Here is a 21,218-nt window from a genome sequence, read left to right on the forward strand (position 1 = left end):
CTAGGGTTAACTGTATTCACCAACATGTCTGCCAAAAGAATGTCGATCAACATTGCTGAGTCGACTATTCCAGCAGCTTCAATTAATCAGCATGACAATCAAGCGGTTGAGATTCCAGGAATAACTATGACTCCTAGTGTAGATGCTGTTGATAATCAAGTTCGTGCTGAACAAGAGCGGTTGTTAAAACAGTATTATATTAGTAGCGTTGGTTACATGTTAGTGATTATTATTCTTGGAGGAGTAGCTGCTTATTATTTTTCTGGCAAAGGTTTAACAAGCTTAAAGGAATTAAATAAAAAAATGAAGAATAGTTCTGTTGCCACCTTATCAGAAGAATTGCCAGTACCTCCTTCAAATGATGAGATTGCAGAATTGACTGAATCTTTCAATAAAATGAAACATCAGTTAAATGATTCATTTATTTTTCAACAACAGTTCTCTGCGAATGTCGCTCATGAATTACGAACACCATTAACCGTTTTAAATACAAAGTTAGAAGTTTTTAAACGGAAAAATCCTGAGATGGATGAAACGTCGGAAGTTTTAGTAACCGATTTAACCAAACAAGTCGCCCGTCTAATTGATATGGGTGAAAAATTATTGCAGTTAACAAATGATTATACATCAGAAGAATATAGTTCAATTATTGCTAGTGATTTATTTGAAAGTATAGCATCAGATTTAAAAGATAGGCTTATGGATAAAGAAATTCAGCTAACACTACCAACTGAAAGCCATGTGATTGAAGGTGATTTAGATTTGTTATACCAAGCCTTCTATAACTTACTTGAAAATAGTATTAAGTATAATAAGCAACAGGGAATTATTAGTATAGTGACAACTGAAAGTGCAGATGAGACAGTTGTAAATATAAAAGACACTGGCTGTGGCATTCCTAAATCACAGCGTGAAGACGTCTTTAAAACTTTATACCGAGTTGATGAAGCACGCAATCGTGATGCTAGTGTTGGTGGCTCGGGGCTAGGATTAGCCATTGTTAAGAAAATTATTGATAAGCACCAAGGACAGATTAAACTATTAGATAACATAGATGGTACGCAAGGGATTACCGTAACAGTTGTTTTACCAAAGAAAAAAGAAGCCTAGTGTGCTTCTTTTTTTCTTTACACAGATTTAACATCCTCTTTGATATAGTTTGAATAAATACTAGAGGAGGTTTATCATGATTGAATTAAAACAAGTGTCAAAACGTATTGAAGATAAAGTTATTTTGGATAACATTACCACAAACCTAGGTGAGGGATTAAGTTTCATTACCGGTCCATCGGGTAGTGGAAAATCAAGTTTGTTAAGAGTTATTGCTGGCATTGATCACGACTACCAAGGTGAATTAGTAGTCAATAATCAAGTATTAAGCCAACTAAACAGCCAAGAAGAGAGTTATTTATTAAACCAAACAATTGGCTTTGTTTGGCAAGATTATAAGTTGTTAAACGAATTGACTGTTAAAGAAAACATGCTTTTACCAACGTATATCAATAAAGGTAAACAACCAAACGCGGAGCGCATCATGGCTGAATTAGGCTTAACACGTTTAGCCAACCATCAAGTTAAAGATTTATCGGGTGGACAACGACAACGTGTTGCCATTGCTCGTGAATTGATGAAAAATCCTGACTATATTTTAGCCGATGAACCAACAAGTGCTTTAGATAAAAAAACGGCCGTACAAGTGATGACCATTCTTAGAGAATTAACTAAAAGTCATAATGTCATTATCGTCACTCATGATACGGCGCATATCCTCCCGACAGATCATGTGATTGAACTTGATAAAGGAGCCGTGCAACAAGTTATTAATGAGCAAGAAGAAAGCAATAAAAGATCAAGTCAGCTCAAAAGGAATAAATTATTAAACCTTAAAGGTGTTAAAAATATTTTAAAAACAAGCATTGGCCGTCATAAAGGGCGCTTTTTAACTGCTGTTATGACGTTATTAGTAGGGACAGGCTTATTATTAGGTGCAACAGGTGAGAATTTAAAAGCTAATAATGATAAAGCATTTGATGATGTTTTAAAAACGTACGGTGATCAAATTCTAGATATTAACTTAGTAGGAAGTTTTACAGGTGCGGATGGAACAGGTGGCGATGAGGCGTCTGGTCCGTCGGCTGATGTGAAACAAGATATTGGATCGTTATATAAAAAGTATCAAAGTGATGAACGTATTCAATTTGCAACGTATAGTCAAGCATTTGATGAAATTGATATCACTGTAGATAGAAAAAATTATACTGTTCCAAGTTCTGGTAATGCGCCAGTTATTAATACTATTTTAGCCGGTGACATGCCAAAAGGTTCTGGCAATGAAGTGGTTGTTCCTGAAAGCTTTGTTAAAAAGATGGGTATTTCAAATGAAGATGCTTTAGGGAAAGAAATAAATTTTAATTCTAAAATTGTTGTGTGGGATGGTGAAACATCAAACTTTAAACCGACAAATACGAAAGCTAAAATTGTTGGTGTTGTGGATACAACAATGAAAATGGGAACCGGAGCAGATTTGTTTGAATATGAGATCGAAGATTCGTTCTTCTTTAGTGAACCAGCGTTAAGTAAACTGTTAGAAGTATCAGATAAAAAATTAAATGATTCAAACTTTATCATTCGAACAACATCGCCGAAAACGTTAATTGAAGTCAGAGATGAGTTAAACAGCCAAGGAATTGTTCCTCTTGGTAACTTTGAAGTTGTAGAAGATGTCGTTAATTTAGGCGATCAATCAACAGAACAAACTTTTATGGTCAATCGTTTAATGATGGTTTTAGTAGCTGTAATGGTTGCTGCGGTTTACTTGATTAGTAGTATGTTAAGACGTAAGGAATACGCAACATTCAAACTGAATGGTTTTGATTCAACAAACTTAACACTGTTAAATATCATTGAGATTGTTGGAGAAGTTTTAGTAGCATTTGTCTTGTTAATCATTTTATCTCCGGTTTTAAATATAATGTCTAAAGCAATGTTTGGTAATCAAATGATTGCGTTAGATTCAATTGTAAAAGGTTTGATGACAGTCGTTGTACTTGGATTGATAGGGCTTGTTATTTCTGAAGTGATTATCAGAAAAACAACAATTATGAATGCATTCAAGGTAGGTAAGGAATAATGTATAGACTGAATAACGTTACGAAAAAGTATCGCAATCAAGTGATTTTAGATGAGGTGTCATTTGATTTTCCAGAAAGAGGACTAGTTTGTTTAATGGGAGAATCAGGGACAGGGAAGAGTACCTTGCTTAATCTATTAGCGGGATTAGATAATGACTATCAAGGGAAGATTAATTTTGAACAACAAGATTTATCGCGCTTGTCGGCAAATGAATTAACGCATTATAGAAAAGATTATATCGGTCTAGTTTTCCAAGATTATCAGTTGCTTGAAGGGTATACAGCTCTTGAAAATGTTTTGATGGTAGGTCAACTTCATAAGATGAGAAGAGTTGAAAAAAGAGCGACGGGACTTTTAGAAGAAGTAGGTTTAGCAGAACAAGTGAATCAAAAAATCGAACAGTTATCTGGTGGTCAAAAACAACGAGTCGCAATCGCGAGAGCATTGTTGAATGATCCTAAAGTGATTTTGGCCGATGAACCAACAGGGGCACTTGATCGAAAAACGGCTAATGACATAATGGGATTGATTCAAAGAGTTGCAAAGGAGCGTCTTGTTATTCTAATTACTCATGATCCGAAGATTTGTGAGTTTGCTGATGGGGTCATTTCAATTGAGGATAAAAAAATTGTGGTGAACAAATTTAATTCAAATGAGTTGCTGGTAGATGAAGCGACATTTAAGTTAACACCTTATTCTAAAATTAAGACATCTAAACTAGCCTTGAAAAATGTTAAAGTCAACATCATGCCATACTTATTATTGGCACTGATGTTTGCCGTAGCAGCAACTTCAGTTCTTTTTAGCTTCTCTGCTAACAATATAATGGGTCAGTCGATCCAACAATTTCAAGAGAAGAATAGTGCTTTAAGCAACGGCTATATAAAGGTGACTGAAAAAAATGGAAAAGATGTGTTGGCACAATTAAAGACTGATTCGCGGATTAGTAATTGTTATCAACAAATCATCTTAAAAGATATTGCCTTGAGTTTTAAAGATAAGGAAATTCAATTGCCAGAAGTTTTTCCAACACCTAAAGCAAAAGAATCGATTTCGTATGGTGTCATGCCACGAATTAGTAAAAATGAAATAGCAATCAGCGGAACCTTAGCGAAGCAACTTAATTCAAAAATCGATGAATTGATTGGGGAAACGATTAAAGTATTAGTGAATCAAAAGGAACTGTCATTAAAAATTAGCGGTATTTATAATGCTGGTTATGACGACTTATTTATTAGTTCAGATATAGAACAGCAGCTAATGGGGCAGGTAACAGACTCCGATGCTTATTCTATCAGTTTTGATGTTAGAGATTTTAAAGAGATTCCCTTAGTGTATGACAGATTAGTTAAAGATGAGCTAAAGCCTGAGATGGCTGTGGATGAAGTTAAAAGTATGTTGACATCATTTGATAAGATTAAAACAATCTTTATGATCATCACAGTCTTAGTTCTAGCGGTTTGCTTATTTATCTTATTAGTTATGTTAAATAAACTTCAAGGGACACGAGAGAAACTAGTAGCCTTGCTAGTGGCCCTAGGATTTAATCGGAAAATAATTAGTCGTTTCCTAGCAAAAGAGAATGCTCTGTTAGCGCTATTATCTACAGTTATGACGGTTATCTTAGTCGTAGCAGTCAAAAGTGTGGCTAAAATAGGTGGGCTATCTATCATGATTACTAGTAATCAATTGATTGTATTGTTGGTAGCAAGCTTTGTAATAGTGTGGCTATTAAGTGGACTGTTGAAGCAAAAATTATTAAGAGTTTCTGTAATAGAAACATTAAAGAAATAAAAGTAAAAGAGGTATGGAAAATGAAGAAAATAGTAATGGTAGTTGTCAGTTTGATGGCAATCAAAAATAATTAATTGTGTGTTATATTATAAAAAAAAATAAAAAAGAGGTGTTCAAATGTTACCAGGTATATTTTTAAGTGGGTTTGGTGCGTTATTGTCAGTATGGGGTTATGTGAGAATCAAACATGATTTCAAAGATAATAAAGAAATAAATAATTTCTTTTCTTTATTATTAACAGGACAAGCCTCTGGAATTGGACAGCTACTATCAGGAATCCTAGCGATTGTTGTTGGAATTGTTGTTATGTTCATGAATAAATAAAAAGCCTCCGCAGTTGCAGTTTTTTTGATTTCTGAAATAGCTCCTCAAAAACTAAATGCCATGTTAAATGCCATTTGAGTGAAAATGAATGATGCTTATTGATTTCATAAAATAATAAAATCATTGTGTTTATTGAGTTTGATACAAATATAATGCTACTGATTGTCCAAATGTTTAATGGAAGTCTTAGTAGGGCAATGAAAATAAGAAAAGATGAAAACAGCCTCTGTGTCAAATAGTGTTGGTGAGAAAAATTGCTAATATCGTAGCGAAGTCATGAGCGTACGAGAGTAGTATGGGACGGAGCGAAAGCGAGTATCAATCAATTCTATCGAATTAAGAAGCTTTTTGGATTGTAGATTAAGTTCTACAATCCTTTTTTGTATTCGATTAATTATCGAAACACAAAAGAATTCGATTATGAAAATCAGTGGAAGTTTCGTCAAAAATTGAGTATCATTTATTCGATGTATCTCGGTTGAACAACTTTATATATAACTACTATTAATCACGTATATTAATCACGTAAGGTTTTATTTTTTGCGTAAAAATAGTCTTAGCAACATATTTTGTCACCAACGTTATACATTATAGAGGCTAAAACAGGTTGGAAATGTTTAATTAGTATAGATTATGGCTTTTTTCAGAAGTAATAAAAAAACTAGACTCCTAAATTTTATAAAAATAAATTACAATGTTCATTGACCTTTGGGTAACCCTAAGGTTTATACTATTTATGAGGTGAGAAAATGACTGTGAATTTAATAACTATTTCAGAGTTAGCAAATATATTCGAAATAAATCAACATACGATCAGACACTATGAAGAGAAGGGGCTTTTAGCACCTGCAGAAGTTAGTGAAAATGGCTATAGAAAATACGGTTTAACCGAAGCTTATAAACTATCATTTGTTTTATTTTTAAGAGAATTAGGATTGAGTCTATCCGAAATTAATGAATTACTGGAAAGTGGTTCTAAAATTGATTATACGAAGGTTTTAATGGAGAGAAAATTAAAAATACAAGAAGAGAAACATCGACTAGACATGCTAAGTCAGATGGTGGATGAACAAATTCATCTGACTACGAAGATAAAAGAAAAAACATATGATGTTAAGTCACCTATAAGATTAAAGTGTCTAGTAAGAAAACAAATTACAGAAAATCTAACCATTTTAGACTTGCTTGAGTCGGGTTTGAAAAAAGAAATTTTTCTAGGAAGGGTATATTATATCATCTACGAAAATTTTTATGATGTTTGTATTGAGAATAAAGATGGTAAGGATTTTGAAATAGATTCTGGCAGATACGGCATGACCGTTATTGAGGTGAATAATGAAGTGGAATTGAATTATGAATTAGAAAAGATATTGTTGCTTCAAGAATTGCCGTTAATAGCTATTGAGGATAATGAACGCTTTTTATCATCAGGAGAACGCCTAACTATAAAGGTTTTAGGTGCTCAAAGATGAAAGAGATTTAAAAAAATTAGATGTTGACGGAATTAGAATTAATTTTCTTGTATCAAGCTTTCCCATGTTTTAAAATAATGATTGCTACTAAATTATAAGGTGTGTTGGATATGAAAAAATATTTATTTTTGACTGGAATAGTGATATTTGGTCTAATTGCAATTATTGTTTATACTAATGATTTTGCCATGACTATTAATGAGGACACCGTTAAATTTAAAGATAGAAGAATTGCGATTGAATATTCTGAACCTAAAAGTAGCCCCAAAAAACCAGGCTTAATTTTGTTTATCCATGGAGATGGCCCAGTGAATAAGAATAGCGATGAAGGGTATTATCCAGCCTGGGAAACTCTTGCCGAAGAAAATATTATATCCGTAAGTTGGGATAAACCTGGTGTTGGAAATTCAACTGGTAATTGGTTAGAACAAGATATGGAAGATCGCAAAGACGAGGCAGAAAGAGTATTGAAATGGGCACTTGATACCTTTGATGTTGATCCAAATCGAGTCGGTGTATGGGGAGCTAGTCAAGGGGGATGGGTTATCACTAAATTATTAAACAACAATATAGATATTAAATTCGCAATTGGTGTTGCTCCTGCAGTCAATTGGATGAGACAAGGTAAATTTAATACAGTTAGCGAGATGGAGTATGAAGGCTATTCATCAAAAGAAATTAATAAGAGATTGTCAATAGAATCCAAGGTTAATGACTATTTAAATCAACATGATTATCAAGGATATCTTAATAGTAAATTAGAAAAAGATATTATAGAAAAAGATAGATGGGACTTTATACGTAAAAATATGAGTTTGGATAATACTAAGGAGCTTGCTAAAATTAAAAAGCCTTATTATTTAATAGTGGGTGATCATGATATTAATGTTGATACTAAAGAAACAGAAGAAGTTTATCAAAAGCATATAACTAAAGAGTATTTGACGGTCTATAATATTAAAAATGCGACACATCGAATGCTAAAACCAAGACATCAAAAAGACAATGTTATGACAGTTGGTGAATCGATTTTTAATCCTAGAGAAATTTTTGCACCAGGATATTTGAAAGCATTAAAAGATATTGGCAAAGGGCTATAACTTATCTTTTGAAATAACTCAAACAACAAGTGTTATTGAAGCGGACAGGATAAAACCAAACTACTTTAAATAAACAGTGTGTGAGGGTGAAAAAATGATGTGCAATGAAAACTAATATAAGGATTGCAGTTCATTTCGGCTCTGTATCAAATAGTGTTGTATCACTGTTAAATTAAGATTTTTTTGGATTGTAGATTAATTTCTACAATCCTTTTTTGTTGGTTATATATATGATTAAGGTTAAAAAGTTCAACAGAAAGCAGATGATTCACTTATAAAAAGAGTAATAATCCCCACTTGTTACATATAAACGGCAAGTTGTTACAAGTGAAAAAAAAATCAGGGTATCCAAGGTATTATAGTTATAGCGATAGGGGAAATCAGATTTTCAATCGAAGAAATTTAAGAAGAATTGATTGAAGAATATTTTCACGACAAAATCTTTTGTCTGCTATTTTAGTCACAAGAATTTTATGGCAATTTAGGATTGATAAGAATACAGATGTTAACATCTTGCTTCAATTTATAAATGATAACCCTTTTCTGTTTCATGATATGAATCAAAATAAATTGAGATGTATAAAGGGAGTTAGTCTAATAATAACTCTCTGGTTAGTGCCAATTATAAACAAAATACTATCAGTATAATTGGGGGCAGATAGAGTTGAGTAAACAATTAGTATTACATTCACTGAGTAAAAAATATAATAAATCAGAAAAATTTGCTAATAAAAATATAAACTTAACTTTTTTCTCAGGTGAGATTTCCACAATCACAGGTCATAATGGTGCAGGAAAAACAACGATGTTGAACCAGGTGATTGGTATTACTAAACCCTCTAAAGGTTCCATCACTTTCAACGGAAAGTCTTTTGTAACAGAAAGCAAAGTAGCTAGGGAATATGTTTCAATGATGCCACAGCTACATGCACCACTCAATGGTGTAACAATGTCGCAATCAATTCGTTCAATATTACGTATTAGAGGTCTTTCCGAAAAAGAAGTGAAAAAGGAGACGACTAAAATATTGAAAGAGTTGGCTATTAATGATTGGAAAGATACGCCTGGTCAGAAGCTTTCGGGTGGATTAAGGAGGCTTACTTCTTTTGCAATGACTGTAGCATATCCAGCACCAATCCTTCTATTGGATGAGCCTACAAATGATGTGGATCCAATCAGACGACAGATAATTTGGAAGCATCTAAGAAAACTTGCTAAAAGCGGACATATTATTATTGTTGTCACCCATAATTTGCTTGAAGTTGAAAAGTATGCCGATCGTTATATTTTAATGAATAATGGAAAAGTTTTAGAAGATAAGCGGCTACAAGAGCGTTCACTTGAAGGCAGTCGGTTAAATAAATTAGTTGTGAACTTCAGTAGCGAAGAAGAGGCATTGTGTGTGAAGTTGCCAAAATCCTTAAAACATACATACAATTCTGAAGAAGTAGCTCACGAATTCGATATAGAAGCTGAAGAAATGGTAGCTGGAATATTTTGGTTGATGCAAATGATCGAAGAGAAGAAGGTTGTAAATTATTCGTTCAGTCCAAAATCTTTAAATGAGACCTATGGAGAGATGATAAATGGAGACGATGAAGAATAGAAACAAATCAACTTTAGTTGGATTATCTGCATTAATAAAGTGGAGTTTATTACGACATAAATCACTGTTGACAGTTTTTACGGCAACTCAAGCATTTTTATCAGTTGCGATTGTTTACGGATTAGCATTGTTGATACCAGATGTTGATAATACTACCGCAATTTATCTATCTTCTGGAGCAACAACACTTGGAATAATAGCAGTGGGTTGCGTTTTAGCTGCTCAAATTGTAAGTACTGCTAAACAAGATGGAATAGTTGACTATCAAAGGACTTTACCGGTATCAAGATTGAGTATTTTAATTGCTGATTTTGTTATTTGGGGGATGGCTTCGTTACCTGGCGTGTTGATGTCATTTTTGGCATCATACGTGAAGTTTAAGGTAGAGATTTTTCCCTCGATTAGTGCAATTTTAGCATTAATAGTAATACAAATTTGTATGATATCTATTGGCTTTTCAATTGCATATTGGTTAGCACCCAACGTAGTAGGCTTAGTAACTCAAATTATAATGATTGGAGGTCTTTTATTTTCTCCAATTACATATCCCACAGATAGACTACCTGCAACATTTGTGGCTATCTTCGAATTTCTACCGTTTGTTCCTGCAAGTAATGTCATACGGTCGTTATTTTTTGGATATGGAAGTTTTGATTTTAAAAATATAATGGTGTTACTTGCTTGGACAATCGTAACTTGTATTTTATCACTGAAAGCTTTATCGAGAAGGGACTAACTGTAATTATGAAAAATTTTAATATAAAGGAACTCATTAAAAGTACAAATGATTCATTTACACTGAATGTTAAAAACATTGAACTCCAACCTGGGACTATTTATGGTTTAGTGGGACCGAATGGAGCTGGAAAAACAACATTCATGAAATGTCTTTGTGGCTTATTTAGACCTGATAGTGTTTTTTTAGAGATAGATAATCGAAAAGCAGCTACATCTGACATGGATTTGCTAAGTACGGTAGGGACAAATTTTGTAAACTCCGACAGTTTAAGGGGGTTTAGCCTCAATGAGATATACAATGATCATATCTTTTACTACAGTGTAAAACTGCCACCTACAATTGAAGAATTAATAAATGATGTTGGATTGAATGTAACGAAGGAACTGCATTTTAATAAAATGTCCTTGGGCATGAAACAACGATTTTTGTTAGGAATGGCTACAATTCATAATCCTTCAATCATTTTGTTAGATGAGCCTTTTAATGGTCTAGATCCTGATGGTGTGGATTTGTTCATTAGAAATATAAAAGAGTTATCTGAGGATCGAATTCTGATTATTAGTAGTCATGTACTAAGAGATCTCGAACTTTTTTTAGATGAAATAATTTTTATTGATCAAGGCATTGTTAAAGAATCAAAATCAATGATTGAGATTGAACAAGAATACGAGAAGGGACTTAAAGAATATTATGATGAACAGAAAAATAGATCATTCAACTAAAACATCAACATCAAGTGTATTTGACTATGAGCTGTCCAAGCTAAATAATAAACGTTGCTCCTTATTTATAATGGCGATAACTATACAGTTACTTAGCTTTTCATTCTTTGTTTTAGTGGGGAAATTTGATACGGGTGAAGATACGATATCTAGCTTTAAAGGGATTATTGCTTTATCGAATACAGTAACTATGTGTGTGTACGTTATTATTGGATCGGTAATGTTGAGAAAGGACTTGGTTCGCTTTTATATTGGCGAACAAAGAAATAGATTGTTTCTTTTTCCAGTGGATAGAAAGAACCTCTTTATTAAAAAAACTTTTTCTGTTCAAGCAATTTTACTCAGCAGTTTTGTAACGGGTATTATAATAGCTCTTTTTATTGAAATAGCAGCAAATAGACTACTGCATTTTGATAGCCCAGGAATAGTAGCAGATGTAACGATTGGAATAACTTCAGCTGTTGTCAGCTGTTTATTGGTATTTATGATAGTGATTGGTTCCGAAATAATCGCGATATGGAAACAGTCTGAGATTGCAACAGTCGTTTCAGCTGTTGTTCTAATGCTGTTATTTTCAAACATTTCGGCAATCGGACTCATCAATTTTTCGTTTTTAACATTAGTTACAGTGATCGTTCTAAGCACACTGACGTTGTTTATTTTCGATAAATTTGCAAATAGTATTGAAACGATGGAATCCACTTAACTTCTAATCGCATAATTAAAAAAAGAGCTTCGGTATTCTTGGGAATGTCGGAGCTTTATTTTTATGTCTTCTTTTTATGATACACATTGAATAAAACGATGGAAACATAGTAACGATCATTTTCATGCCAATGCCGATATATCCCGCCAACATCTGCAATAAGTCCATCAATATTTTTCATGCCTAGAGCAGCTGTTTTTCTGCTTTGCCTTGTTATTAACTCCTCGCTATTGAAATTGTTTGAGACTTCAATGATTAAATCATTTTGAAACTGCTTGATTGTTACATTTATTTGTCTGCGTTTTTTTTCTAAGCGGTTAGAAGCTTCAATGGCGTTATCTATTATGTTTCCTAATACAATCGCTAATATATCATTGTCTATCTTTAGGTGTTTCGAAATGGATATCTGATGGCAGACTTCAATGTTCTTTTCTTTCGCACAATTAAGTTTATCACTTAATAAATAATTTAATACTCCATCAGCAGCATACATTGATAGTGGTGGTTCAAGAATTTGAAGTGAATTTTTAATATAATTCTTAGCTTCATGAGTTTTGTTGTTGTTAATCAGACCTAATATGACAAGATATTGATTTTTCAGGTCGTGTTTAAGCTTCAATACATTCGTTCGATTCTTCTTGACTTCGTCTAGTAAACGCCGCTCTGCAATCAAGGCATTCTTACTCAAGGTTATTTTATATAATTGGTGCTGATGATCGACTGTAATCTTATAAAGAAATATCACGCAGATGTTTAGCAAGATAACGCTACTAGTGATAGCTGTTTCAGATATGTTTTGGTTACTAATATTTTCCCCACGTATCAAAACACCAACTAATATAACAATTGATAATATTGGAATAGAGATTAATAATAAAGCGGTTGAGATATTAAGGGAGGGTGAAGGTATTCGGCCCTTAAATAGGGATGATTTCAATAGTACAAATACGACAATTCCAAGTAGTGTGGAAATGCTTGTCCCTAAAATCGCAAATTTGGGATTAGAATAAGAGGCAATTTCATTGGTGATTATTAGTTTCGTTATGTTCAATGATAACCATTCACATATCAGGGTAGCGGCTATTAGTAATATTGACCAAATCAATGTATCGAGATAAGCAACATTGTGTATTCTTGCCATTGAAAATATTAAAGTGAAACTTAGGATTAGATTGATGAAGGGGATAGTGGCTGTATCAACAAAGGCATCTGTAAACAAGCTTATTATCATTACGCTGAGGATCATTGTCAACCAAATAAGCTTTGAAGTACACTTTGTAAGTATTCGTTGGTTTGTCCCATTAGAAAAGAAGTAATAAAGCAATGCAATATAGGCAAGCAAGCTTACATTCCTAAGAATTATATATAACATCATAATTTACCTCTCATCGACATAACGATGTTTTCATGAGACTTATTTTTAAAGCGTCTACTTATGGAAAGTTCTATTGACTCTTGAGCATAATGTAAAAGCAAAAAATTACTACCTAATTCTTTTATATAAGAACAATTAATAATAAAAGAGGCGTGTATCTGTACAAAATCATTATTGAGTTGCCCAAGTAACTGGTTAGTCGATATATAAACTCTGTATTTTTCATTTAAAGAATGTATAATTACTTGTCTTTTATCTTTCTCAAAATAAACAATATCAGACATTTTCAACTTGAATTTATTTTTGTTGATGGAAAAAATAAAGGTATCTTCAACTTTATCAAGGTAAAGTTTTAGTCTATCTAAGACTTGAAAAAAGCGATTTTTATCAAGGGGCTTTAAAAGATAATCAAAAGTTTGCACTTGAAAAACCGCTTCCATATATTCTTTATAACTCGTTAGAAAGACAATAGGAGCTAAAATTCCTTTTTTTCGAATTAACGTGGCTAATTCCACACCATTAATAGTATCCATTTCAATATCTAAAATATAGCAGTCGAATTTTTCAGTGTCGATTTGTTGTATTAATTTTTTTGAACCGTAATAGGTAAACGTTTCGAACAATGTTGAGTCATATTGTATTAACAAGTCATTTACATGCTCGGCCAACGCTGGATCATCGTCGCAAATTGCAATTTTCAAAAAGAACACCTCCAATGTTTATAACTATTTACGCTATTAAATTAGTATGCTCGATTTTGAGATTGTTTTCAAATCAAAAAATGTAACTTTTTTACAGATATAATGCATAAAAAAGAATAGTAGGTCACTCCATAAGCTCAGTTTGCTTAACTCGTCGTGCTTCTTCCAATAAAATTGAGTTTTTAACCTTGTAATTGTAATTTTTGACATAATCTTTTGAGAAATAACCAGCATATAAAACATTCAAAATAAATAAAATAGATTCTTCAGTTGAAAAGTTACTGATTTTTTTATAAAGCTGTTATTTTGGGGGAATTGTAAAAAGAGGAATATAGCGATTCTGCCTTCGAAACAGGCTTAAGACGAATGCGATGAAGCGGTGTTTGTAACGAGTGAAAATAAAAAAGCATTTCTTGTTAAATTCGAACTGAATTGAACAGGAGATGCTTTTTTTTGTATGGAAACAAACTTAACTTATCGGAAATTATAAAATTGCTGGACAGATAGTGCGTGGTGACTTTCTATCTGATAGGTAAAACGTAGTTTGATTTGAGGAGGATTTTTTGCTAACACTCTACTGTTTCTTAATGTATAGTACTCGCAATATATCAAATAAAGCGGCTAGAAAAAATAAACAAAAAACGAATAAATGAATGATGCCATAGCCATATAAAAAACAATAGCTAACAAGTAGTATTCCCCAGATAATTAAACGATATTTAATTTTTGACATTAGTTTGCCTCCTTGAATGAGCTAGTGTTATTTATGTTGTCAGTGATGTTACAGCGACTCTAAGTTTTGCTATTCAAAATATCAATGACAATATTTTATAGCTTCTACACTTAGTATACATTATTTAATTGTTGCCTGATATAAAAAGCCAGATAGCAACATTTATTACCTCAAATATTTGTTAAACTATAATAAGAAAGGGGGGATTTGAAATGGTTAATAAGAATGATAGTTTAAAATTAAATACACCCGCGCTCTTTTCTTGGGGAGCAATATTAAATTATTTGAAGCGTGAACACAATGAAGTGATGTTTGAGGTGATTGATGACAAGGTAAGGCGCGCCTTTAGGGTTGGATCAGACACGTATTTGTGCGAGATTTCTTATAATGAAACAAAGCAGCTGATTGAAATAACCGTATTAAATGAACAAAGCTGGACAGAAAAGAGTATGAGCGAAATTGTTGCTTTTATAACAGATTGGTTCGATTTAAATACAGACTTAGAACCTTTTTATAGGCTAGCAGAGACAGATACAATCTTAAAGGACTTAACTACTAAATTTACCGGTCTTAGAATGGTGGGGATGCCGAATTTTTATGAAGCAATAACTTGGGGGATTTTTGGACAACAAATTAACCTTGGGTATACTTACACATTAAAACGACGTTTTACTGAAAAATACGGTGAGTGCCTTTCATTTGAGGGGAAAAAATACTGGATTTATCCAACAGCTGAAAAGATAGCGAGCGTATCAATAGCAGAACTGTTAGAATTGAAATTAACATTACGTAAAGCAGAGTATTTAATTGATATATCTCAGCAAATTGTTGCAGGAAAAATCTCAAAAGCTTACTATTCTAACTTTCAAAATAACGATGCGGCTGAAAAAGCGATGACAAAAATACGTGGTATCGGTCCTTGGACTGCTAATTATGTGTTGATGCGGTGCTTAAGGATGGGAGATGCGTTCCCCATGGCAGATATCGGTTTGTTAAATGGCATAAAAGTAATTGAAAACCTAGAAAGTAAGCCGGATGAGATTCATATGAAAATTTTGAAGGAACGATGGGGCCCCTGGTGTAGCTATGCGACCTTTTATATTTGGCGTTTGCTTTATTAAAAAGGTGATCAAAATAAGTGATATAATCACTTGATATAAGCGGCGGTAAGGAGTGAGTTATGGACAAACCAAAAATTGATATTCGTTTATTATTCGAAACACTTCTCAAAGAAATGGGCCCACAAGGGTGGTGGCCAGCAGAGAGTAAACCAGAAATTATCTTGGGTGCCATTCTGGTGCAAAATACCAATTGGTCCAATGTGGAAAAATCCTTGGAAAATTTGAAAGTAATCACCCAGTTTTCTTCGCATAAAATTAAAAGGTTATCTTTGGAAGAGTTGGAATTATTGATTCGTCCGAGTGGTTTCTATAAAAATAAGGCACAAACAATTAAAGCAGTCTTTGCTTGGTTCGAGCAATACAATTGGGATTATCAATTCATCAATCAGCAATATGGTGAAAAACTGAGGGAAGAGTTATTAACTATTAAGGGAATCGGGTTTGAAACGGCAGATGTGTTGTTGGTATATATCTTTGATCGACCTGTATTCATTGCTGATGCTTATGCAAGGCGTTTATTTGGTTGGTTACAGGATGACACCTTTGATACTTACGATAAGTTATATAAGGTTATCAAGTTACCAGAAGATTTCACCGATACTGAGGCACAAGAATTTCACGGCTTAATTGATGAGTTTGGAAAAAGATACCTCACTAATAAAACGAAAAAGGAGAATCCTTTTCTAAATAAAGTAGACTTCCTCTTTTAATACTAACCTTTAAAAGCTATTTGTAATTGGGCAATTAGCAATAGAGAGAATGTTGCGGGAGTATGAGCTACGTTGAATAATGATGACAAAATCCTTAAGCATGAGCTAATAGAGATAATGATAGTTAAAAATAATCTTTAGATGCACGAGGCTGAACAAATTGCCTCAAGGTTTTTAACGCATGATGATAAATAGAGCGGTTATTGCGTGGTAGTTAAGCGTGTTAATTTAAAAGCATTAACGTTTTATGTGGATTGTTATAGGTGGGTAATAACGTGAGGATGTTTATCTCTGTATAGGGTAAGCATAGTAGCAAATAAAAACAGCAACGTTCAAGACAAATGATGTCCTGGCGTTGCTGTTTCTTTCTTATGACTGAGAAGCGGTTACTTTCTTATCAATAAAATAAGCGAGGAGGCGTGTATCCTCTGTTAATTCAGGATGAAACGCTGTTGCTAATAAGGTGGGTGTTTCAACCGCGACAATTTTTGTATCGATACGTGCGAGTACTTTAACAGCGTTACCTACTGAGGCATAGAAAGGTGCACGAATAAACACAGTTGGGAAACTAATCGTGCCTGTCTCTAATTCAACGGGCAAGTGGTATTCGAAACTATCGATTTGACGACCAAAACCGTTACGTACAACCTCTGCTTCAAGGAAGGCACCCTCATTCAGCTGGCTTAATAAAACCATACCGGCACAGGTACCGAAGACGCCATGTCCTTCTTCGATAAAAGTAATCAGCGCTGGGATAAAATCAAAGGTTCCTAAGAGGATATGCATCGCTGTGCTTTCGCCTCCGGGTAGAATGAGACCGTCAATCGTTGCCAGTTGCGCGGGTAGGGTAATTGGCACTGCTTTATGACCCAAACCTTCTATTTGGGAAAGGTGCTCACTGACGGCACCTTGCAAGGCTAAAACACCAATTGTTTTCATATTAAATCCCTCTTTCCTGCATACGGTCTTCAGTTTGAAGTGACATCACGTCGATCCCTTTCATCGGTTCGCCGAGTCCTTTTGAAATTTCTGCTAACAAGGCATAGTCTGTGTAGTAAGTTGTTGCTTGAACAATCGCACGAGCAAATTTTTCAGGGTTTTCAGCTTTAAAGATACCAGAGCCAACAAACACACCGTCTGCGCCTAATGACATCATTAATGCAGCATCTGCAGGCGTTGCAACGCCACCAGCAGCAAAGTTAACAACGGGTAATTTCCCTGTTTCATGAATTTCTTTCACCAACTCATAAGGTGCGGCGATATCGCGAGAGAATGCCATTAATTCATCTGTTTGTAACGCTTGAACTTGTGCAATTTCACGATTAATCTGACGCATATGACGAACGGCTTCAACAATATTTCCAGTACCTGGCTCACCTTTAGTACGTAACATCGCGGCACCTTCACCAATACGGCGGAGTGCTTCACCTAAGTTACGACAGCCACAGACGAAGGGCACCGTGTATTCGTTCTTGAGTAAGTGATGTTCTTCATCGGCAGGTGTTAACACTTCACTTTCATCGATGTAGTCAACGCCCATTGCTTCTAAAATACGTGCTTCGGCAATATGACCAATACGTGCTTTTGCCATAACGGGGATTGAGACAGCCGCCATGACTTCTTCGACGATATTAGGGTTTGCCATACGTGCAACACCACCTGCTGCTCTGATATCAGATGGCACACGTTCTAGAGCCATGACAGCAACTGCTCCTGCTCGTTCAGCAATAATTGCCTGTTCTGCATTGATTACGTCCATAATAACGCCACCTTTTTGCATTTGTGCCATTCCTCGTTTCACTCGTTCAGTACCTGTTTGTTGATTCATTTGTCATCCCTCCAAGTTGGTTGTGTGATTGCCTTAATCTACTTCTTATGATAGAGTAGGAATACTTTTAAACAACAACCAATTGGTAGGTAAATGACCCAACCAATTTTGAGAGGAGTCTATTTATGTGGCAATTACCAGAGATGAGTGCCTTACCGAAGTACCATCAAATTATTCATGTGATTGAAGAGAAGTTAGGGCGTGGAGAGTTACAACCAGGGGAAAGATTGCCGACAGAACGCGCGTTGGCTGACTTGTTTCAAGTGAATCGCTCAACGGTGAAGCGGGCCTATGAAGAACTTGTTGCTAATGGGATAGTGATTGCCGAGCAGGGGAGAGGAACGTATATTAATCCTGACAAGTGGTTTCGTTATACAGGTAATCAGACAAATTGGCATAACTATATGAAACAAAGTCGTTTTTCATTAAGTGTGCCATTTATGGATGCCCTGAAAGCCAAACAACGAGAAGCTGATCCGGAGTTGCTTGATTTTGCATCAGGCGATTTACCGGTATCACTGACGCCGGAAATAGAATTGCCGCATCTATCATGGCAGACGTTGCTAAGTGAAGAGGCCAATGATGCACCGAGTGGGTACGAACCATTACGCACCGTATTTGCGGAACAATTAAGTCAGCGGAGTAATCAAGCGTTAACAAGTGAACATGTGCTGATTACATCAGGCGCGAAACAAGCGTTGTTCCTGATTACACAAGGGCTCCTCAGTCCGGGCGATGCGATTGCCATTGAAGCGCCCTCATATTCGTACTCATTGTCATTATTTCAATCTGCAGGGTTACGACTTTACCCCTTACCGATGACTGATAGTGAGGATTGGCGTGAACAACTAGAGACGCTATACGGGAAGCACCGTATTAAAATGGTATTTGTTAATCCGACTTATCAGAACCCGACTGGTAAAGTGATGTCACATGCTGCGCGTCAACGGTTGGTCGAAACCTGTGGCAAGTTACATATTCCCATCGTAGAAGATGATCCATTTGGTATGCTAACCCCATCATCCATTCAACCGCTTTATAGTTATGCGCCTGACAACGTGATTTACATCGGTTCACTTTCAAAAGTTGTTGGGGCAACTACACGGATTGGGTGGCTAACTGCTCCGCCTGAAGTCATCAAACGGTTGGCAGAGGCACGTAATGAAATGGAATTAGGCCTCAGTATTTTTCCACAAGTACTGGCATACAGCTTGTTAAAGTCAAATGGTTTTTCACAACATGTGGCTCATTTAATGCAACAAACTACTACATTACGTCAAACCTTTCAAAAACAGTTACGCTTAGTTTTTGATGAAGCCATTCAGTTCGAACCCATAACGGGTGGGTATCATCTCTGGGTAAGTCTACCTGACTATGTCACAACCCAGCGGGAATATGATCACTTATTAAAGCAAAATGTACTGTTGATGCCAGGGACGTTATTCGGCGATTCAGCAAAATATTTCAGGCTAAGTTTTATCCATTTTACAGAAGAGCGTTTGCTAGAAGCGGTTCTGTTATTAAAAAAACAACTTCAAGAGCTTAAATGAAAACCTTCTGCTATAATGAGTTTTGTGACATCAGTGTTTGAAGGGGGAAAATACATGAATAGAGCATTACTTGTAATTGACTACACCAATGATTTTGTTGCAACCGAAGGATCGTTAACTTGTGGAGAAGCAGGACAAGCGATTGAAGAGACGTTGCTTAATCTATTAGAAACCTTTGCTATCAACCAAGATGAAATTGTGATGGCGGTTGATTACCATCAACTTAATGATCGTTATCATCCTGAAAATAAATTATTTCCACCGCATAATATTAACGGAACAGCTGGACGTGAGCTTTATGGTTCTGTTCAGAACTGGTACGATGCGCATCAGCGCGATAAAAATGTTTTTTGGCTCGATAAAACACGTTACAGTGCCTTCGCAGGAACGAATTTGGACATGCATCTTCGTGAGCGCAATATTACGGAAGTTCATCTCGTTGGTGTCTGTACAGATATCTGTGTCCTACATACAGCCATATCAGCTTATAACTTAGGCTATAAAATTGTGGTGCATGAAGCGGGTGTCGCGAGTTTTAATCAGGCGGGGCATCAGTGGGCGTTATCTCATTTTAAAGCCAGCCTTGGGGCAGAGGTACGCTAAAAATAAAGAAACAAAAAAGACACTAACCTCAACTGTTATTTCAGTTTGTTAGCGTCTTTTTTTAGGCTCTAATTTTAGTATCTTCAAGTATTAATTCACATATTTCTTTAAAGGCCTGACGTGCTTCAGGAAAATAGTACATCATCCAGATATGGAGCATTTTGGGGTACTCACGATAATCAAATGGAATCTGACGTTCAGCTAATTGTTGTTGCAACTTTTTCGCATCCGGATTCGTTATATCATAGGTTCCTGTAAAAAGGCTTACAGGCGCAATTTTTTCAAAATCTGCATAAAAAGGACTCACTAATGGGTGTGTCACCGGCAAATCACAACGGTACCAGTCGGCAATAACAGTGAGTGAAGGCAGCGCTAAAACAGGGTCGTTTTTTTTCATGGCTTCAATCTCTGGATTGCTGAAAGAAAGATCAAGCGCAGGGGAGAGTGCAATAATAAGTCGAGGCTGCGAAAGACCTCTATCACTTAATAGATGAGCCAAAGCCAATGCAATCCCACCACCTGCAGAATCCCCCATTAAAACTAAATTGGGTGTGTAGAGCAGTCGGTAGAGCGGCACAGCCATTGAAAATACTTCATGATAGCTATTTTGTGGCGCCAATGGATAAATCGGGACTGAAACAATACTGCCAGTTGTGCGTACGAGTCGTGCTAAAAATTCCCAATGGAGAGGTGTGAGTGTATAAATATAGCCGCCTCCATGAAAGTAAAGAATCGGTGGTGCACTCGTGTTAATTTCTGACTCTTTTGGCGATAGACGATAATAAAGTTGATCGTCAAGATAATGCATCGTGATATTAATTTGTTTAGTAATGAGTTTGAGAGGTTGGTGACGGTCATTTTTTTGTTTATTGTGCACACGCTTTTCGAGTTTTTTACCTGTGAGTTGCCAATGTTGATTAAAATTCGACGCACGAAGCGTTCGATGAATCAGTTGACTGTGAATACTTTGCATAAAATCACCTACTTATAAAGATACTTTCA

The 21,218-nt window shown here is 35.2% G+C and carries 19 protein-coding genes; 14 read left to right on the forward strand and 5 right to left on the reverse strand.

Annotated features, from left to right (window positions below):
• Positions 1–24: 24 nt before the first annotated feature.
• The 10 genes from V6S17_RS06585 to V6S17_RS06630 all read left to right on the forward strand — a co-directional run bounded on the left by V6S17_RS06585 (position 25) and on the right by V6S17_RS06630 (position 11,595).
• Complete coding sequence (locus V6S17_RS06585; RefSeq protein ID WP_169817182.1) at positions 25–1,110, forward strand: HAMP domain-containing sensor histidine kinase; 1,086 nt, start codon at positions 25–27, stop codon at positions 1,108–1,110.
• A gap of 76 nt (positions 1,111–1,186) precedes the next feature.
• Positions 1,187–3,130, forward strand: coding sequence for an ATP-binding cassette domain-containing protein (locus V6S17_RS06590; protein WP_029090968.1), 1,944 nt, complete (start codon positions 1,187–1,189; stop codon positions 3,128–3,130).
• On the forward strand, positions 3,130–4,926 hold the full coding sequence (locus V6S17_RS06595; protein WP_029090967.1) for an ATP-binding cassette domain-containing protein: 1,797 nt from the start codon (positions 3,130–3,132) through the stop codon (positions 4,924–4,926). The genes V6S17_RS06590 and V6S17_RS06595 overlap by 1 nt, the downstream gene beginning before the upstream one ends.
• 117 nt (positions 4,927–5,043) lie before the next feature.
• Complete coding sequence (locus V6S17_RS06600; RefSeq protein ID WP_029090966.1) at positions 5,044–5,250, forward strand: hypothetical protein; 207 nt, start codon at positions 5,044–5,046, stop codon at positions 5,248–5,250.
• Between the two features lie 749 nt (positions 5,251–5,999).
• Positions 6,000–6,722, forward strand: a complete 723-nt coding sequence (locus V6S17_RS06605) for a MerR family transcriptional regulator (protein WP_029090965.1) — start codon at positions 6,000–6,002, stop codon at positions 6,720–6,722.
• Positions 6,723–6,832: 110 nt separating this feature from the next.
• A complete protein-coding gene (locus V6S17_RS06610) occupies positions 6,833–7,822 on the forward strand; it encodes an alpha/beta hydrolase family protein (protein ID WP_036026953.1) in 990 nt (329 codons plus the stop codon).
• Between the two features lie 664 nt (positions 7,823–8,486).
• Positions 8,487–9,428, forward strand: a complete 942-nt coding sequence (locus V6S17_RS06615) for an ABC transporter ATP-binding protein (RefSeq protein WP_029090964.1) — start codon at positions 8,487–8,489, stop codon at positions 9,426–9,428.
• Complete coding sequence (locus V6S17_RS06620) at positions 9,409–10,164, forward strand: ABC transporter permease (RefSeq protein ID WP_029090963.1); 756 nt, start codon at positions 9,409–9,411, stop codon at positions 10,162–10,164. The genes V6S17_RS06615 and V6S17_RS06620 overlap by 20 nt, the downstream gene beginning before the upstream one ends.
• Positions 10,165–10,172: 8 nt before the next feature.
• Entirely contained in the window at positions 10,173–10,889 is a 717-nt protein-coding gene (locus V6S17_RS06625) for an ABC transporter ATP-binding protein (protein ID WP_029090962.1), read from the forward strand.
• The gene (locus V6S17_RS06630) at positions 10,858–11,595 is read left to right on the forward strand and encodes a hypothetical protein (protein WP_029090961.1); all 738 of its coding nucleotides are present in this window, start codon (positions 10,858–10,860) and stop codon (positions 11,593–11,595) included. Before V6S17_RS06625 ends, V6S17_RS06630 begins: the two co-directional genes overlap by 32 nt.
• Before the next feature lie 61 nt (positions 11,596–11,656).
• On the opposite strand, the gene V6S17_RS06635 is transcribed toward V6S17_RS06630, so the two are convergent.
• Positions 11,657–12,970 carry a sensor histidine kinase gene (locus V6S17_RS06635; protein WP_211250332.1) on the reverse strand — a complete coding sequence of 438 codons (1,314 nt, stop codon included), beginning with the start codon at positions 12,968–12,970 and terminating at the stop codon, positions 11,657–11,659.
• Entirely contained in the window at positions 12,967–13,671 is a 705-nt protein-coding gene (locus V6S17_RS06640) for a LytR/AlgR family response regulator transcription factor (protein WP_029090959.1), read from the reverse strand. The genes V6S17_RS06635 and V6S17_RS06640 overlap by 4 nt, the downstream gene beginning before the upstream one ends.
• A gap of 945 nt (positions 13,672–14,616) precedes the next feature.
• Here V6S17_RS06640 and V6S17_RS06645 point away from each other — a divergent pair.
• Positions 14,617–15,525 (forward strand): DNA-3-methyladenine glycosylase 2, encoded by a 909-nt coding sequence (locus V6S17_RS06645; RefSeq protein WP_029090958.1) that lies wholly within the window; start codon positions 14,617–14,619, stop codon positions 15,523–15,525.
• 59 nt (positions 15,526–15,584) lie between these two features.
• On the forward strand, positions 15,585–16,235 hold the full coding sequence (locus tag V6S17_RS06650; protein WP_036026949.1) for an endonuclease III domain-containing protein: 651 nt from the start codon (positions 15,585–15,587) through the stop codon (positions 16,233–16,235).
• Between the two features lie 369 nt (positions 16,236–16,604).
• On the opposite strand, the gene pdxT is transcribed toward V6S17_RS06650, so the two are convergent.
• Both pdxT and pdxS read right to left on the reverse strand, forming a co-directional pair.
• Positions 16,605–17,174: a pyridoxal 5'-phosphate synthase glutaminase subunit PdxT gene (pdxT, locus tag V6S17_RS06655; RefSeq protein WP_029090956.1), complete on the reverse strand. Its 570-nt coding sequence runs from the start codon at positions 17,172–17,174 to the stop codon at positions 16,605–16,607.
• A gap of 1 nt (position 17,175) precedes the next feature.
• The gene (gene pdxS / locus V6S17_RS06660; RefSeq protein WP_029090955.1) at positions 17,176–18,063 is read right to left on the reverse strand and encodes a pyridoxal 5'-phosphate synthase lyase subunit PdxS; all 888 of its coding nucleotides are present in this window, start codon (positions 18,061–18,063) and stop codon (positions 17,176–17,178) included.
• Positions 18,064–18,188: 125 nt separating this feature from the next.
• On the opposite strand from pdxS, the gene V6S17_RS06665 reads away from it, so the two are divergent.
• Both V6S17_RS06665 and V6S17_RS06670 read left to right on the forward strand, forming a co-directional pair.
• Entirely contained in the window at positions 18,189–19,613 is a 1,425-nt protein-coding gene (locus V6S17_RS06665; RefSeq protein ID WP_029090954.1) for a PLP-dependent aminotransferase family protein, read from the forward strand.
• Positions 19,614–19,667: 54 nt separating this feature from the next.
• The gene (locus tag V6S17_RS06670) at positions 19,668–20,216 is read left to right on the forward strand and encodes a cysteine hydrolase family protein (protein ID WP_029090953.1); all 549 of its coding nucleotides are present in this window, start codon (positions 19,668–19,670) and stop codon (positions 20,214–20,216) included.
• Positions 20,217–20,277: 61 nt separating this feature from the next.
• Here the strand turns inward: V6S17_RS06670 and V6S17_RS06675 are convergent, their stop codons facing one another.
• Positions 20,278–21,189 carry an alpha/beta hydrolase fold domain-containing protein gene (locus V6S17_RS06675; RefSeq protein ID WP_051535949.1) on the reverse strand — a complete coding sequence of 304 codons (912 nt, stop codon included), beginning with the start codon at positions 21,187–21,189 and terminating at the stop codon, positions 20,278–20,280.
• Positions 21,190–21,218 lie beyond the last annotated feature (29 nt).

The sequence above is a fragment of the Brochothrix thermosphacta DSM 20171 = FSL F6-1036 genome (assembly GCF_036884295.1).
Taxonomy (GTDB): domain Bacteria; phylum Bacillota; class Bacilli; order Lactobacillales; family Listeriaceae; genus Brochothrix; species Brochothrix thermosphacta.

Bases quoted from the DNA above. Each gene is read 5' to 3' on its own strand.
- V6S17_RS06670 (WP_029090953.1), top strand. From the start codon at position 19,668: ATGAATAGAGCATTACTTGTAATTGACTACACCAATGATTTTGTTGCA.
- V6S17_RS06600 (WP_029090966.1), top strand. From the start codon at position 5,044: ATGTTACCAGGTATATTTTTAAGTGGGTTTGGTGCGTTATTGTCAGTA.
- V6S17_RS06625 (WP_029090962.1), top strand. From the start codon at position 10,173: ATGAAAAATTTTAATATAAAGGAACTCATTAAAAGTACAAATGATTCA.
- pdxS (WP_029090955.1), bottom strand. From the start codon at position 18,063: ATGAATCAACAAACAGGTACTGAACGAGTGAAACGAGGAATGGCACAA.
- V6S17_RS06585 (WP_169817182.1), top strand. From the start codon at position 25: ATGTCTGCCAAAAGAATGTCGATCAACATTGCTGAGTCGACTATTCCA.
- V6S17_RS06645 (WP_029090958.1), top strand. From the start codon at position 14,617: ATGGTTAATAAGAATGATAGTTTAAAATTAAATACACCCGCGCTCTTT.
- V6S17_RS06635 (WP_211250332.1), bottom strand. From the start codon at position 12,970: ATGATGTTATATATAATTCTTAGGAATGTAAGCTTGCTTGCCTATATT.
- V6S17_RS06630 (WP_029090961.1), top strand. From the start codon at position 10,858: ATGATGAACAGAAAAATAGATCATTCAACTAAAACATCAACATCAAGT.
- V6S17_RS06665 (WP_029090954.1), top strand. From the start codon at position 18,189: ATGTGGCAATTACCAGAGATGAGTGCCTTACCGAAGTACCATCAAATT.
- V6S17_RS06595 (WP_029090967.1), top strand. From the start codon at position 3,130: ATGTATAGACTGAATAACGTTACGAAAAAGTATCGCAATCAAGTGATT.
- V6S17_RS06620 (WP_029090963.1), top strand. From the start codon at position 9,409: ATGGAGACGATGAAGAATAGAAACAAATCAACTTTAGTTGGATTATCT.
- pdxT (WP_029090956.1), bottom strand. From the start codon at position 17,174: ATGAAAACAATTGGTGTTTTAGCCTTGCAAGGTGCCGTCAGTGAGCAC.
- V6S17_RS06650 (WP_036026949.1), top strand. From the start codon at position 15,585: ATGGACAAACCAAAAATTGATATTCGTTTATTATTCGAAACACTTCTC.
- V6S17_RS06605 (WP_029090965.1), top strand. From the start codon at position 6,000: ATGACTGTGAATTTAATAACTATTTCAGAGTTAGCAAATATATTCGAA.
- V6S17_RS06590 (WP_029090968.1), top strand. From the start codon at position 1,187: ATGATTGAATTAAAACAAGTGTCAAAACGTATTGAAGATAAAGTTATT.
- V6S17_RS06675 (WP_051535949.1), bottom strand. From the start codon at position 21,189: ATGCAAAGTATTCACAGTCAACTGATTCATCGAACGCTTCGTGCGTCG.
- V6S17_RS06610 (WP_036026953.1), top strand. From the start codon at position 6,833: ATGAAAAAATATTTATTTTTGACTGGAATAGTGATATTTGGTCTAATT.